Annotated in this window: 11 protein-coding genes and 1 pseudogene; 7 read left to right on the forward strand and 5 right to left on the reverse strand. The window is 60.2% G+C overall.

The window, feature by feature from the left end:
* Positions 1-55: 55 nt before the first annotated feature.
* Positions 56-1,726 carry an amino acid permease gene (locus tag HW556_RS08435; RefSeq protein ID WP_176899634.1) on the reverse strand — a complete coding sequence of 557 codons (1,671 nt, stop codon included), beginning with the start codon at positions 1,724-1,726 and terminating at the stop codon, positions 56-58.
* Between the two features lie 224 nt (positions 1,727-1,950).
* Here HW556_RS08435 and HW556_RS08440 point away from each other — a divergent pair, with 224 nt between their 5' ends.
* The 4 genes and pseudogenes from HW556_RS08440 to HW556_RS08455 all read left to right on the forward strand — a co-directional run bounded on the left by HW556_RS08440 (position 1,951) and on the right by HW556_RS08455 (position 4,604).
* Positions 1,951-2,664, forward strand: coding sequence for a peptidase associated/transthyretin-like domain-containing protein (locus HW556_RS08440; protein ID WP_176899589.1), 714 nt, complete (start codon positions 1,951-1,953; stop codon positions 2,662-2,664).
* A gap of 112 nt (positions 2,665-2,776) precedes the next feature.
* Positions 2,777-2,926 (forward strand): hypothetical protein, encoded by a 150-nt coding sequence (locus HW556_RS08445; protein WP_176899590.1) that lies wholly within the window; start codon positions 2,777-2,779, stop codon positions 2,924-2,926.
* 243 nt (positions 2,927-3,169) lie between these two features.
* Positions 3,170-3,337 (forward strand): annotated as a pseudogene (locus HW556_RS19005) (carboxypeptidase-like regulatory domain-containing protein); the annotation flags it as partial.
* 190 nt (positions 3,338-3,527) lie between these two features.
* Complete coding sequence (locus tag HW556_RS08455; protein ID WP_176899592.1) at positions 3,528-4,604, forward strand: lipocalin family protein; 1,077 nt, start codon at positions 3,528-3,530, stop codon at positions 4,602-4,604.
* A gap of 79 nt (positions 4,605-4,683) precedes the next feature.
* Here HW556_RS08455 and HW556_RS08460 read toward each other — a convergent pair whose 3' ends face one another.
* Positions 4,684-5,877 carry a HAMP domain-containing sensor histidine kinase gene (locus HW556_RS08460; protein WP_317170492.1) on the reverse strand — a complete coding sequence of 398 codons (1,194 nt, stop codon included), beginning with the start codon at positions 5,875-5,877 and terminating at the stop codon, positions 4,684-4,686.
* Positions 5,878-6,139: 262 nt separating this feature from the next.
* On the opposite strand from HW556_RS08460, the gene hemA reads away from it, so the two are divergent.
* Complete coding sequence (hemA, locus tag HW556_RS08465; protein ID WP_176899593.1) at positions 6,140-7,411, forward strand: glutamyl-tRNA reductase; 1,272 nt, start codon at positions 6,140-6,142, stop codon at positions 7,409-7,411.
* Between the two features lie 125 nt (positions 7,412-7,536).
* Here hemA and HW556_RS08470 read toward each other — a convergent pair whose 3' ends face one another.
* Entirely contained in the window at positions 7,537-7,845 is a 309-nt protein-coding gene (locus tag HW556_RS08470) for an ArsR/SmtB family transcription factor (RefSeq protein ID WP_176899594.1), read from the reverse strand.
* A 231-nt stretch (positions 7,846-8,076) separates the two neighbouring features.
* Between HW556_RS08470 and HW556_RS08475 the strand changes: the two genes are divergently transcribed.
* Positions 8,077-9,306 carry a Glu/Leu/Phe/Val dehydrogenase dimerization domain-containing protein gene (locus HW556_RS08475; protein ID WP_176899595.1) on the forward strand — a complete coding sequence of 410 codons (1,230 nt, stop codon included), beginning with the start codon at positions 8,077-8,079 and terminating at the stop codon, positions 9,304-9,306.
* Between the two features lie 164 nt (positions 9,307-9,470).
* The gene (locus tag HW556_RS08480; RefSeq protein ID WP_176899596.1) at positions 9,471-10,634 is read left to right on the forward strand and encodes a mechanosensitive ion channel family protein; all 1,164 of its coding nucleotides are present in this window, start codon (positions 9,471-9,473) and stop codon (positions 10,632-10,634) included.
* Between the two features lie 122 nt (positions 10,635-10,756).
* Here the strand turns inward: HW556_RS08480 and HW556_RS08485 are convergent, their stop codons facing one another.
* Positions 10,757-11,656 (reverse strand): TerB family tellurite resistance protein, encoded by a 900-nt coding sequence (locus HW556_RS08485; RefSeq protein ID WP_176899597.1) that lies wholly within the window; start codon positions 11,654-11,656, stop codon positions 10,757-10,759.
* Positions 11,657-11,845: 189 nt separating this feature from the next.
* On the reverse strand, positions 11,846-14,338 hold the full coding sequence (locus HW556_RS08490; protein ID WP_176899598.1) for an AsmA-like C-terminal region-containing protein: 2,493 nt from the start codon (positions 14,336-14,338) through the stop codon (positions 11,846-11,848).
* Positions 14,339-14,443 lie beyond the last annotated feature (105 nt).

Genomic DNA, 14,443 nt, shown 5'->3' on the forward strand with positions numbered 1-14,443 from the left:
AACGCAAACGAGTACCCCGGAGGCAATCCCCGGGGTACTCGTTTGGGTAGGCGAATTACGCCTGCGCGTGCTTCAGGCGCAGTTTCGAGTGCTTGTAGCCGTAGTTGAAGTACAACGCTAGGCCAATCACCAGCCAGCCGAAGAACAGCAGCCAGTTATTCACGCCCAGCTGGGTCATCAAATACAGGTTGGTGAGCAAACCCAGGGTGGGCAGCAAGCTCAGACGCTTACGAAACGACACCCACGACAGGCCCAGGCAGAAGGCAAAAAACACCAGCATCGGGATGTAGTGGCGTCCTTCCTCATACGAGCCCAGTGCACGGGTGAACTCGCGGATACCGTCCTGATTGTACATGAGCACCAGCACCCCGCAGACGGCCAGAATGAGCGTCACCAAGAACTGGCCGTTGATATAGGGCACCTTAAAACGGGCGTCGGAGGTGCCGTGGGGGTCGATGATGAGGATGCCCCCGCACACCAGGGCGAAGGCGAACAGCGTACCAATGCTGGTCAAATCAATCACCAGATCCATGTTCAACAGCAGCGCCGGAATGCCCACGAACAGGCCCGTAACGATGGTGCTGAACGAGGGCGTGCGGAACTTGGGATGCACTTTGGCAAACACGGCCGGCAGCAGACCGTCGCGGCTCATGGTCATCCAGATGCGGGGCTGGCCAATCTGGAACACCAGCAGCACCGAGGCCATGGCAAACACCGCCGACACGGCCACTACGCCGCCCAGCCACTCCACGCCCACTTTATTGAACACGTACGCCAGCGGGTCGCCCACGGCCAGCTCCTTGTAGTTTACCATGCCGGTGAGAATCAGCGTCACGATTACGTACAGGATGGTGCAGATGATGAGGGCGTAAATCATGGCCCGTGGCAGGTCGCGCTGGGGGTTTTTACACTCCTCGGCGGTGGTCGAAATGGCATCGAAACCGATGTAGGCAAAGAACACGGCCGACACGCCCTTGAGCACCCCACCAATGCCGTTGGGCGCAAACGGGCTCCAATTTTCGGGCTTCACGTAGAAAGCGCCCACCAGAATAACCACGGCCACAACCACCAGCTTGAGGCCCACTAGAATGTTGGAGGCGTTCTTGGATTCCTTGATACCGATATACACCAGGGCCGTAATGGCGAGCGTAATCAGGCCGGCGGGTAGGTCGATGACCAGGCGCAGGCCGCCGGGCAGCTCGGGTGCCGAGTTCCAGGCGTTGTAGCCCAGCAGCTGGGTGGCCGTGGCTTCGGAAAGCGGCTGGCCGGACTGCATGATAGCCAGGACCTCGCCGTAGTAGCGGTGGGCGCTCTGCATGCCCATGGTCAGCCAGATGGGAATGTGCAGCCCAATGCCGTCCATGAGGCCGGTAAAGTAATCCGACCACGAAATGGCCACCACGATGTTGCCCACGGCGTATTCCATAATCAGGGCCCAGCCGATAATCCAGGCCGCCAGCTCGCCGAACGAGGCGTAGGCGTAGGTGTAAGCCGAGCCGGAAACCGGAATAGTGGCCGCGAACTGGGCGTAGCACAAGGCCGAAAACGCGCAGGCAATAGCGGTGAACACGAACAGCAGCGACACAGCCGGCCCGCCATCGTGGGCGGCATTACCAATGGTGCTGAAAATGCCCGCTCCAATCACGGCCGCAATGCCCAATGAGGTCAGGTCGCGGACGGTGAGGTGGCGCTCCAGGCCGTGCTGGTCGGGGTTGGCCCCGTGCATATCCAGGTCGACGGGCGGGTTAACAAGAAGGTCCGAAACGGTTTTGCGGCGGAACAGTCCGCTGAGGCGGGAGGGAGGTAGAGGGCTTGACAACGGATCGAAGAACAGGTTTAGAGGGCAAAAGATACAGAAATATGCCGGGCAGTTGCCCCATGCCGATGGCCACTAAGCACTAACCGGCAAATATTCTTATACTTATTGTTCTGCCCTAACCTCCTGCCGCTATGCCTGGCTTCTCTGTTCCGAACCCCTGCCCTCAGCCCTGGGCCACCATGACACCCACTGCTGCCGGCCGTTTCTGCGGGCAGTGCCAGCATCAAGTCGTGGATTTTTCGGCCCTAAGCGAAGCCGAGGTGCACGCGTGGCTGGCGCAGCCGGGGGTGGGCACCGTGTGCGGCCTGTTCCGGGCCGGGCAGTTTGCGCCTTCGGTACCGGCCGGCGCTGTGGCAACGGCCGCCCCGCGCTGGCGGCGCTGGTTGCTCACAGGGCTGGCCCTGCTCAGCCTCAAGCCGTTGCTCAGCTCCTGCCAGAACGCTCAATCGAACGCCACCGCCGCCAACGGGGCTACCGAGCAGGCCGATGAGTTAGCCACCGCGCCCCAGGGCCAGGTAACCATTCGGGGGCGGGTGCTCGACGATTCTACCGGCCTGGCCGTGGCGGGAGCCGAAATCTTCATTGCCGACACGCCCTACGGGGCCGTTGCCGACGAGCAGGGCAATTTCAGCTTTACGATGAAGCAGCAGTGGGAGGCGGTGCAGAATGGTTTGGTGAGCCTGCGCGTGTCGGGTAGCCCGTTCGTGTTCGTTCCCCAAACGCTAAGCGTGGCAGTAAGCCCGGCCCCAGCGCCGCTCACGGTGCGGCTGCAATCGGTGCCCGGCCGGGGGCAGATTATGGGCAAGGTAGCGGGCCACGAGCCCCCGCAAAAGCCGCCGCTGTAGCGGCGGCTGCTCAGGGTTGCAGTTGTTACGCTGAAAAATCTGCTGCATCTTGTGTGGAATCGGTTGCGGCCTGGCATCAGGTCAGTGAAGGTTGACCCTAAACTGCTGCCCGATGTCTAGTTCCCTTACCATCTCCGTTCCCCAGCCCTGCTCCGAAAACTGGGCGGCCATGACGCCCGCCGCCCAGGGCCGCCACTGCGCCGCCTGCGCTAAAACGGTGGTCGATTTCAGTTGCATGACCGATGCCCAGGTGGTGGCCTAGCTCACGCGCCCGGCCGCGGGCAGCACCTGCGGCCGGTTCGCGGCCCCGCAGCTGCACCGGCCGCTGGAGACGGGGGACACGACGGGCTGGCCCCGTACCCTGGCGACCCTGCTGGCGCTGCTGGGCCTGGGAGCCGCCGCCCCGGTCGTAGCGCAATCCCGCCCAGACAGCAGCCTAGTACAGCCTCTGCAAACACAATGGGGAGCCAATGACCCGGCGGCGACCCATCTGATACGGGGGAGAGTGGTAAATGCCCACGGCAGAGGCCTACCCGGGGCCACAGTGCTGGTAGAAGGGACCAGCAACGGCGTGTCTACTACTGCTGACGGCACCTACCAACTGGGGCTATCCGCTGCAGAATTGAGTGGTAAGCTGGTATTTTCGGCCATCGGCTTTGAGGCAGTTGTCAAACCGCTTGGGTCGGCTGATCGGCTGAAGCCTGTAGTCATGAAAGAATCCGGTGACGTGATGGGCATCTTCTACGTTTCCCCCTGGTACACGCCCCGCGGCCTGTGGCAGCGGCTGACGCGGCCGTTTGGGCGGTAGCAAAGGATAAGTTGTCCTTAAACCTTTCGGCCCCCGAAACCCTTATGGCAGCAGTATGAAAAACCTGCTGCTAGCCACCCTGATTCTGTTATTTGCCACTTCGGGCTGTGCCCTTAAGCCCACCAATAAGTACGACGTGTTCACGGAGCGCGCCGAACTGCCCCGCGAGGAAGCCGTCCACAAACAGAATTCCTTGGAATGGTGGTACTTCACCGGCCACCTGCGCGACAAGGCCACTGGCGAAATGTTCGGCGTCGAATACGTATTCTTCCACTTCAACATCAACGGTAAGCGCGACTGGCAGATGGTGAACTTCGCCCTCACCGATCCGCAAAACAAGCAATTCCGCTACGACTATAAAGTCACGCGCCTGCCCGAGCTAATGCCCTCGGTTTTGCCCCTCAACCTGAGCGCCCGCAAGAAAAACGAAACCTGGACCCTTACTGGCCAGGAAGGTCGCTACCGCCTGCAGGGCCGCATGGCCGAACATGCCGGCCAAGCCATCGACCTGACGACCACGCCCGCCAAGCCCGTGCTGCTGCACAACGGCACCGGCTACGAAAACTACGGCAACGTAGCCAAGGCTGGCTACTACAGCTACCCGCGCCTGGCCACCACCGGCACCCTCGAAATAGGCGGCAAAGTGCGGCAGGTGGAAGGTGAGTTGTGGTACGACCGCCAATGGAATGGCAACTCCGTAACCAACAAGGGTATCGGCTGGGATTGGTTTTCGGTGCAGCTCGATGAGCCTCGCACCGAGCTGATGGCCTACCAGCTATTCGACCGCAAAACCAATCAAACTGTGAGTGGCGGCACCCACTACGGGCCCGACCTGACCAATCTGCACCTGAACGCGGAGGATTTCCAGCTCGACGTGCTCGAATACTGGACCAGCCCGCATTCCAAGCTTCGTTATCCCAACAAGTGGCGCCTGCGCGTGCCTAGCCAGGGCTACGACCTTACCATCACGCCCGTGATGTCCGATCAGGAGCTGACGCTAAAGCTTATTGCCGGCATCAAAATGCACTATTGGGAAGGAATGTGCCGCGTAGAGGGTACGCACAACGGAAAACCCGTAAAAGGGAACAGCTACGTCGAGATAACGAATCGAGGCAAAGAGGAGAAGAAGTAAGACGTTAGGAGTGATAGGAAACCGTCATGCTGAGCTTGTCGAAGCATGACGGTTTCCTTCCCTTTCTCGCCTCGCCAACTCACCCGTTCAGAATCACCCGGAAGGTGGTGCCGCGGCCGGGCTCGCTCCATTTCACGAAGAGGCGGCCCTTGTGGTAGTTTTCGATGATGCGCTTAGCCAGGGCCAGGCCCAGGCCCCAACCGCGCTTTTTAGTGGTGTAGCCGGGCAGAAATACACGCTGCAGCTTGCTTTTAGAGATGCCCTTACCTGTGTCAGTGATGTCGAGGGCAATCTGGTTGTTACTGCCGCGCACCGGCCGGCGTATATGTAGCGTAATACTGCCGCGCCCGTCCATGGCGTCCACGGCATTCTTGCAGATATTCTCAATCACCCAGTCGAACAGCGGGATGTTTACCTGAGCTGGCGTATCGGTGGGCAGGTCTGTTTTTACCTCGAAGCTAACTTTGCGCGACACCCGGCTTTGCAGGTAGCTGATGGCATTTTCCGTCACACGCAGGATATTCTCATCGCCTAGCACCGGCACCGAGCCAATGTTGCTGAACCGCTCGGTAATAATTTCGAGCCTCCGAATATCCTTGCCCAGTTCCTCCACAATCGGCTCGTCCTTAAAGCGTTCCGAATCGCGCAGGTACTGTTGCCAGCCCACCAGGCTGCTGAGCGGTGTGCCTAGCTGGTGAGCAGTTTCCTTGGCCAGGCCCACCCACACACGGTTTTGCTCGGCCCGCCGCGAGTAGCTAAAGGCGAAGTAGGCAATAACGGCCAGGCAGCCGATAATGGCCAGTTGCACCAGCGGGTACAGCCGCAGCTGGGTCAGCAAATCTGACTCCTTGTAGTATAGGAAGTTGCGCAGGCCGGCGCCTATTTTTATTTCGATAGGCGGGTGTTGCTCCTGCATCTGGGCAATCTGGTTGCGCAGATACTGCGTCTTTTCTTCCTCATCTGCTCCCTCAGGCACGCGCACGTTGCGGGCGTCGATGATGTTATCGTCGCCGTCGGTGATGATGACGGGGATGGTTTTGTTGGCATCAATAATTTCGTCGTAGAGAAACGACAGGTTCGACTCCTCCTCAGTGTTGATGATGTAGCGCTGGGTTTTGGCGTAGAGGTCGATTTGCTGCTGCTCGCGCTCGGAAAGGCGCTGCACCAGCACGTTGGTATAAATGACGGTAGCGGCCCCAATCAGCAGGGCCACAGCCACAATGAGGAGCTTGATGCGCGACTTCTGGTCGTAGATGGCAATGGTAGGGAGCACGGCGGGCAGCAAAACAGCGAAAGGCAGACCCCCGATACGGCGGCGGCGGCCCCGAAGATACGGTCCCGGCCAAAGCCAGGCTCTACGGTTCGAAAAGATGAATTTCAGCAACCAGGTCCGGCTACAAACCGCGCTGGTAGCATTTCCCGCGGGTTTCGCCTGTAATAGTAGTTTGTCCCGAACCACTGACCCCTATCTGCTGTTTTTACCCTAGCAATTTGTATCGTAATTTTGCCCCCTGCTATCTGCCTTAGCTCTTGCTATGTCCCATCCTTTTCAAGCTGTCAGTCTCTCGTTCAAGAAAGCGCCGCTCGCCATCCGCGAGTTGATTGCGCTGGACGAGGCGGCCTGCCGGCGCCTGCTGCAAATCCTACACCATGAGCTCGACCTGACGGATTTGCTGGTGCTGAGCACCTGCAACCGTACGGAAGTATACTATTCGGCCGAGCACGACCATAGTGCCGCTGTTATCGGCGCCCTGGCCCGCCTGAAAAGCCTGCCTGATGCGGCCGGGTTTGCACCTTACTTCGACGTATTTACCGGCTCATCCGACGCCGTGCGCCACCTGTTCGAGGTAGCCATGGGCTTAGAGGCGCAGGTAGTGGGCGATTTGCAGATCAGCAACCAGGTAAAGCAGGCTTACCAATGGTCGGCCGATGCCGACGCGGCTGGGCCATTTTTGCACCGGCTGCTGCACACTGTTTTCTTCACCAATAAGCGCGTACAGCAGGAAACGGCCTTCCGCGATGGGGCTGCTTCTACCTCGTATGCCACGCTGGAGCTGGTGGAGGAACTGACCGCCGACGTGGCCAACCCTCGGGTGCTGGTAGTAGGCTTGGGCGAAATCGGGGCCGACGTCTGCCGCCACTTTGGCGACAGCAAGCTCTTCACCGACGTTACCATCTGTAACCGCACCCGCAGCAAGGCCGAAGCCCTGGCCGAAGAGTGTGGCCTGAAGGTGCTCGACTTTGAAGACTTGGCCGAGGGCCTCAAGGATGCCGATGTTATCATCAGCAGCATTGCCCGGCCCGAGCCGTTCTTCAGCAAGGCCCTGGTAGCCAACTTAGAGGTGCTGAGCTACAAATTCTTCATCGACCTGTCGGTGCCGCGCAGCATCGCGCCCGACGTGGAGCAGGTGCCTGGTGTGCTGGTCTACAACATCGACGCCATCCAGAGCAAGGCTTCGGCCGCGCTGGAGCGCCGGCTGAATTCGGTGCCGCAGGTGCGGGCCATCATCGAGGAAAGCATGGAGAGCCTGCGCGACTGGACCAAAGAGATGATGGTGTCGCCTACTATCCAGAAACTGAAAAACGCGCTGGAGCAGATTCGTCTCGAAGAGCTGGACCGCTACAACAAAAAGAAAATCAGCCCCGAAGAAGCCAAGCGTCTCGACGACATCACCCGCTCGCTGATGCAGAAAATCCTCAAGCAACCCGTGCTCCAGCTCAAGGCTGCCTGCAAGCGTGGCGAAGCCGACCAGCTCATCGATACGCTCACCGACTTATTCGACCTGGAGCGCCAACCGGCTTTTTAGGCTGTTAGCTGAGAGCCGTTAGCCGTTAGCTTCCGTTCTGAAATCATAATCCTAAACCAAAAAGAAGGCCCCGCACTCAACCGAGTGCGGGGCCTTCTTCGTTTTTTCAGCCAACAGCTAACAGCTTAGATAGACTCACAGCATTCTTCGAGCGAATCGATAACGTCGAGCAGTTTGGGGATGGAAAGAGAGTAGTAGATTTTGGTCCCTACTTTCAGCGACGACAGAATGCCGCGGTCTTTGAGGGTAATGAGGTGCTGGGAGGCAATGGCCTGGGGCAGGTCGAGGGTCCGGTAAATCTCCGTGACGGTCATCTTATCCTCTTTGCCCAGCAGGTCCACGATGGCCAACCGTTTGGGGTGAGCCAGTACCTTAAGAATGGCAGCGGCTTTATATGCTTTCTTCGATTCGACTCGGGCAAGTAGTGGCTTCATTTCGGCAATGCAAAGGTGGTATTACGGAACGGTAGGCGGGAATAGGGCTAATACGATATTAGGGGCCTGCAAAGTTCCTTTTACCAAAATACTATACTCGTAAATCTTAGATAAGCTCAACATTAAGCAGGCAAGACATTGGCGGCCGGGCTGCCCGCCTGATGGGGCCTGCCGCCCGTGTGCCTACCTTTGCTGCCCAAATACCCCTCTCATACCACCTTTTTCTACCTGATGAAAGACCTGCTGGCTAAGTTTGAAAATAAGCGTCCCGAAATCGTATTTGAATGGCAGGACGCCGAAACCGAAGCCGAAGGCTGGGTGGTCATCAACTCGTTGCGGGGCGGCGCGGCCGGTGGCGGCACCCGCATGCGTCTGGGCCTCGACAAGCGCGAGGTAGAAAGCCTGGCCAAAACCATGGAAGTAAAATTCACCGTATCGGGCCCGGCCATTGGCGGAGCCAAATCGGGCATCAACTTTGACCCCCGCGACCCCCGCAAGCGCGGCGTGCTGGAGCGCTGGTACAAGGCCGTTTTCCCGCTCCTGAAAAACTATTACGGCACGGGCGGCGACCTGAACGTGGACGAAATCCACGAAGTCATCCCCATCACCGAAGAATACGGCCTCTGGCACCCGCAGGAAGGGGTGGTGAACGGGCACTACCAGGCCACCGAGCCCCAGAAAATCCAGAAGCTGGGCCAGCTGCGCCAGGGCGTGGTAAAAGTGCTCGAAGACGTAGCCTACTCGCCCGATCTGCGCCGCCGCTACACCGTGGCCGACCTGATAACCGGCTACGGCGTGGCCGAGGCTGTGCGCCATTACTACGCGCTGTGGGGTGGGCGCTCGGTCGAGGGTAAGCGGGTTATCATTCAGGGCTGGGGCAATGTGGGGGCAGCGGCGGCCTACTACCTGGCCAGCCAGGGAGCCCGCATCACCGGCATTATCGATCGGGCCGGCGGGCTGCTGAGCACCGAAGGCTTTGAGCTGGAAGAAATCCGCCAGCTGATGCTTAATCGTGAAGGCAACGAGCTGAAGGCCGACAACCGGCTGTCGTTCGAGGAAATAAATGAGCAGATCTGGACCAGTGGGGCCGAGATATTTGTGCCCGCCGCCGCCTCGCGTCTCGTTACAAAGGCTCAGGTAGAAGCCCTGGCCGCCAATGGCCTCGAAGTTATTTCCTGTGGTGCCAACGTGCCGTTTCAAGACCCCGAAATCTTCTTCGGCCCTACCGGCGAGTTTGCTGATGCCCGGGTCAGCGTCATCCCCGATTTTATTGCCAATTGCGGCATGGCCCGCGTGTTTGCCTACCTGATGGAGTCGGATGCCGAAATTACCGATCAGGCCATTTTTGAGGACACCTCGCGCATCATCCGGGCGGCGCTGGAACGCACCCGCGCCCAGGGCGAGGAGCACACCGGCTTGGCCCAGAAGTCGTTCGAAATGGCCCTGCGCCAGTTGGTGTAGCTTCCGGGCGGCCGGTTGACCGGCCCGGTATTTGTAGCCGGGCTGTGCATAACGCGAAGCAAATCTTTGCGTTACAAAGTTTTAACAAGCCGTCTGCTTGCTGCCCGCCGGGGTGGTCGGCAGCCGGCTTGTTTGTTGCCCCTTTACCCTTTTTACCCGCACCTATGTCTCTTTCCGAAATCCTTCACTATCACTTACTCGGCATTGAAGTGCAGGAATACCTGACGGCCGCTGCCATTCTGGTGGCCGGTTTTGTATTGAAAAACCTGGTGTCGCGCCTGCTGACGAAGGTGTTGTTCCGGTTTTTCAAGAAGGTGGGAGAAGGCGTTACGGAGCAGCAGTTTCATGAACTGCTGATCAAGCCCATTAGCGTCGTTATCTTCTTTATCACCATCTTCATCGCCTACAGCGTGATGGATATTCCGGTGCGCTCTTCAGAACTGGGCCATGACACGCCGTGGTTTGCAGAACTGGCCTTCCGGGTATACCAGATTGCCTTTATAGCGGGTGTCACCTGGATTTTCCTGCGTATGATTGACCTAGCGGTGCTGGTGTTCATGAAACGGGCCCTGCGCGACCCTTCGCGGCTTACCAACCAACTCGTGCCTTTCGCCCGCGACCTGATCAAGCTGTTTGTGGCCATTATTGCCTTTCTGGTGGTGCTGGGCCGTGTATTCAGTATCGATGTAACGGCCCTGGTGGGTGGCCTGGGTATTGGCGGCTTGGCCGTGGCTTTCGCCGCCAAGGAGAGCCTCGAAAACCTGCTGGCCTCGTTTACTATCTTCCTGGACCGGCCCTTTGAGGTGGGCGACCTGGTGAGCGTGGGCGATTTGACGGGCTCGGTAGAGAAAATTGGTTTCCGTAGCACCCGAATTCGTACCGTGGAGAAAAGCTACGTGACGGTGCCCAACAAATCAATGATTGACAAGCCGCTCGACAACCTTTCGCGCCGCACTTCCCGCCGGGTGTTCTTCATGATGTCGCTCACCCAGATGACGACCAGCACCCAGTTACACCGCATCATCGAGCTGGTGCACAAGGCCATTGTAGAGCACCGCCTCATCGAGCCCGATGTGCAGGTAAAATTCACCTCCCTGACATCTAATTCGAAGGACGTGCGGGTACAGTACTACGTGCGTACCGACAGCTACGACGAGTACCTCGACGTGATGGAGGAAATCAACTTTAAAATCATTTCGGCCGTGGAGGAAGTTGGAGCCGACTTCGTTGACACTACCATGACCCGGCTATCGGGCGGTTCCAGTAACTCCGATTTGCCCAAAAGCCTGCAGCCACAAAGCGGCGGTCAGTCGATTGCCAGCTCCTGAATATTGGGTCGGCTGCCGCCAGTGTCTGAGCAAGAGCGCCGGATATCTTGTCAAAAGCCGCACAAAAAAGGGGGCCGCACTCAACTGAGTGCGGCCCCCTTTTTTGTTTTTCAGCTAATAGCCTAGCGCCTTCCGCCGCCGAGCAGGCCCCCGAGCAAGCCGCCGAGGCCACCGCCCATCAGGCCGCCGAGGCCGCCGCCACCGCTGCTACGAGGCTGCGAGTTGGGCTGGCCACCCAGGCCGCCCAGAATCGACATGAGGGAGCCGAGGCCGCCGCCGCCGGTGTGCGAGCCCTGCTGCGGATAGTTGTCGTACTGGCCTTGCTGTTGCTGGCCACCACCCATTCCGCCGCTCAGCAGACCGCCGCCCAGCAAACCGCCCAGCAGGCTACCCATGCCGCTTTGGGCCGCGCCGCCGAGCAGGCCGCCCATACTGCCGCCCATCATTCCGCCGCCGCCGCCGCTCTGGCCCCGGCCGCCCATCACCTTCGAAATCACCATGGGGGCCACAATGCCGAGCAGGCCCGCCATCAGGGCGTTTTTAGGAATGCCCGCACTTTCGAGCTTGTCGCCGATGCCGCCCAAAAAGCTCTGCTTGGCCGGGTCGCTGGCGTCGTGGGGTACGTTGGAAGCCTGGTCCACTACCTGCTCTAGCGTATGCTGCTGCTCCTCATTGATGCCCAGGTACTGCGAAATCTTGTTCACCATCTCTTCCTCGGTATTCGAGTAAGCACCATCGGCGCGGGCGAAGCTGATGAGGTCGGTAACGAGCGAGAAGCGCAGGTCGCTGCCGCGCAGCGTATCGAGGTTGCTCTTTACCGTTTCGTTGCTCGAGCTCTTGGCTGCCATCAGTACCTGTTGGGTAGCGGCACCACTAAGACCAGCTTGGTGGGAAAGCTGCTGCAAAAACTCGATTTCCGGTGCCGAAGCCTCACGGTCGGCCGAAGCCAGGCTGGCAATAGCACTCAGATAGGCGGCTTTTTCCTGGTCGGAATAGTTTTGGAGCAGTTGTGAGTCGTTCATGATTACAGTCAAAAGGGTGGAAAAACGTCTTCTGCTCCCTTAACGCGGCTTTAGGGTTGAGGTTGGCCCGGGCTCGAACAAGCCTCGCAAAATGATGCGCTGATTTGCCAAAAAGCCGCACGAAGGCCATAATCATAAACATACGCGGGGCCGGAAAGCAGTTCTGCGGCTACCAACGGCGGCGACGGCTCAGAATTCGAAAAATTCGCCTGGCTGGGGCTCAGCAGGCTTCGGGGTTGGTTTTTTTAGCTCCCACGAAGGCCGCGTTTTGGGTGTGGCTGGCACTGGGTCGGCTGGGGCAGCCGTAGCTGGGGTAGTTGCCGGCCTGCGGCCCGGCACGGCCCTGCCGGGCAGGCCGGTTTCGTAGCGCACTACAAAGTTGCTTTCGGTGCCTTTTATCCCCAGGCGAAGCGTGGGACCATCGGCGCGGGCGGCGGCGCGGGGCAGCAGGCCCGGCAGCAGCGGAATACGCACATGGTAGTCGAGCTGCTGGTCGAAGGTGTGCGTGCCCGTAACCCGGATAAGGGCCGCTGCCCGCACATTGGAGCGGATTTCCATCTCCGGAATGTACACCGTCCGGCTCTGGATATAGAAGTCGTTTTGCAGCTCGGCGAAGCGCAGGTGGCGCAGCGTAGCCCGGTCGGCTACCAGGCTCAGCTTCTGCAAAGGCTCGAAATTGAGCAGCTCGCCCTGCCGCACAGTAGCCTTCACCTGCGCTTCCAAGCGGTCGGTAAGCGGGCGCAGCTGGCCATCAAAGTAGGTGTCCGATTCGGCCGAGGCCGTGAGCGTGCCCCGCAGATGGCGGCTGGTGAGGAAGCGTTGGCCAAAATCCTCGAACACGTAAAACAAGCTATCCAGCCGCACCTGCTGGCAGCTGGCCACCGTGCTGGCTTTCAGCAGTTGGGGCTGTCGGGCATCTACGGTGCCGCGCACACTCAACTGACCCCCGGCGGCCGTCAGGCGCAGGCCCGGCGAACTGAACATTTGGTTTTGCAGCCGCAACGTGCCGCGCATCTCCCGGCCCCGCAGCCGCCGGTAGCGCACCTGCCGGGCCTGCAGCCCCACATCGAGCACCAGCCGACCCGGTACGCGCAGGCCTCCAGCCGGAGCCGCGCTGCCGTTGCCAGGGTTGCCGGCCTGCGGCTGGTAGGCGTACAGTAGCTGGTTGAAATCGAGTAGCTGAGAGGCAACCGTCGCCTCAATCCGTAGTGGCTGGCCCGGCCCCAGGGCCCAGCCGGTGGCGTTGCGCACGGTGCCCCGGCCCCGAAAATCGGAGTTGCCCAGGCGGCCCTGCAGGCTGCTCACAGCCACATCGGCTCCGCGTAATTCCAGCTGGCCCGTGAGGCCGCTGAAGGGCTGACGGAAGTCACGCAGCTGAAGTGTAACGCCGCGTAGTGCCAGCGTGCCGCTGGCCTGCCGGGCGCTGGGCCGCTGCCGGAGCACGGCCAGCGGCCCGTTTAGCTTCAGGCTCAGGCTGGCTTCGCCGGCACCCGAGCGCACAGCCGCCACCGGAAAAAACTTCAGTGCCCGGGCCACATCCAACTCGGCCTGCAATGCCAGCTGCACCGTTGGCTGCGCGAGGTTTTCGAGCCGCATACCGCCACCGAAAGGCTTGCCAGCCAGTTGCCCGCGCACCTGTTCCAAGGTCAGAACAGCTGTTTTAGCCGTCCGACCTACGCCATTGCTAAACTGTCCTGTCAGGCTTACGGCCTCTACCTGCTGGCGGTATTTGGGGTGAAAGAAGGAAGCCTGCCGGCAGCCGAACCGCACTTCCACGGCCGGATTGCGCTGCTCCGACCATTCGCCGCGTACGGTACCTTCAAAATACACCTGCCCTTGGCTTCGGTACCCGGCCAGCCGCTGCGTCAGGCGGGGCGGCAGCAGGGCCAGCACGGCCTGCACATCGGCTTGGCGGGCGGCGGCCTGCAAATTAAGCTGGGAGGCCTTCGTGTAATCAACGGTGCCCGAAACCGAATAGCTGGCCGGACCCACGGCAATAGTGGAGGGGCTGATAGAAACCAACTGCGCCGCCCGGTCCACGTCGAGCAGTACGTTCAGGTTCACATTCTTAGCCCGGAAGTAGTCGTCGGAGCCCAGCCGCACGGTTTCGATGCGGGCCGGGCCCGTCACGGCCACTTCCACACGCGGGCCAGCCAAGCGCACGGTGGCCCGCAAGTCGGGCGTTTGCAGGGCGAAAAACTGCTGGCGGGCCACATCAGTATAGGTGGCCCGCACCCGATCCAGCCGGATGCCGCGCAGCTCCAGCGCAAAGGGCTGCTCGCTGCTTGTGGTGGTATCAGGTTTAAGGATGTAGTAGTTGGGCTGGCCGGTGGCGTCGCGTCGCAGGTGCAGCTGTCCGTCGGCCAGCGTGAGGCGGCGGATGCGGTAGTGGCCACCCAGCAAATCGAGGGCGTCGAAGGCACAGTAGAGGTGGCGGGCCCGCAGCAGCCGGGTGGTATCGGCGGGCAACGAGCCCTGCATCACTACGTCGTGCAGCGTGATAGAGAGGCGCGGAAACTGGTCGAGCACCGACACATCGAGGCGGCTGGCGCGCACGGGCACGGCCAGGTGCTGGTTGAGTGCTACCACGAAGCGGCCAATCAGCCAGTCCTGGCCCAGCCATAGGCCCAGGACGGCTGCCAGCAGCAGGCTTAGCAGCGTCAGTCCCACAATTTTCAGCATTCTACCCACCAGCGGCCCTCTGTTTTTTGTAAGCGAAATTTCTGACTGGCAAGGGGTTCCCCGTAGAAGCGGCCCCGGTCAGCAAATTTCTTCTCCCAAAGATGG

Source organism: Hymenobacter terrestris, from assembly GCF_013377905.1.
In the GTDB taxonomy this organism is placed as follows: Bacteria; Bacteroidota; Bacteroidia; order Cytophagales; family Hymenobacteraceae; genus Hymenobacter; species Hymenobacter terrestris.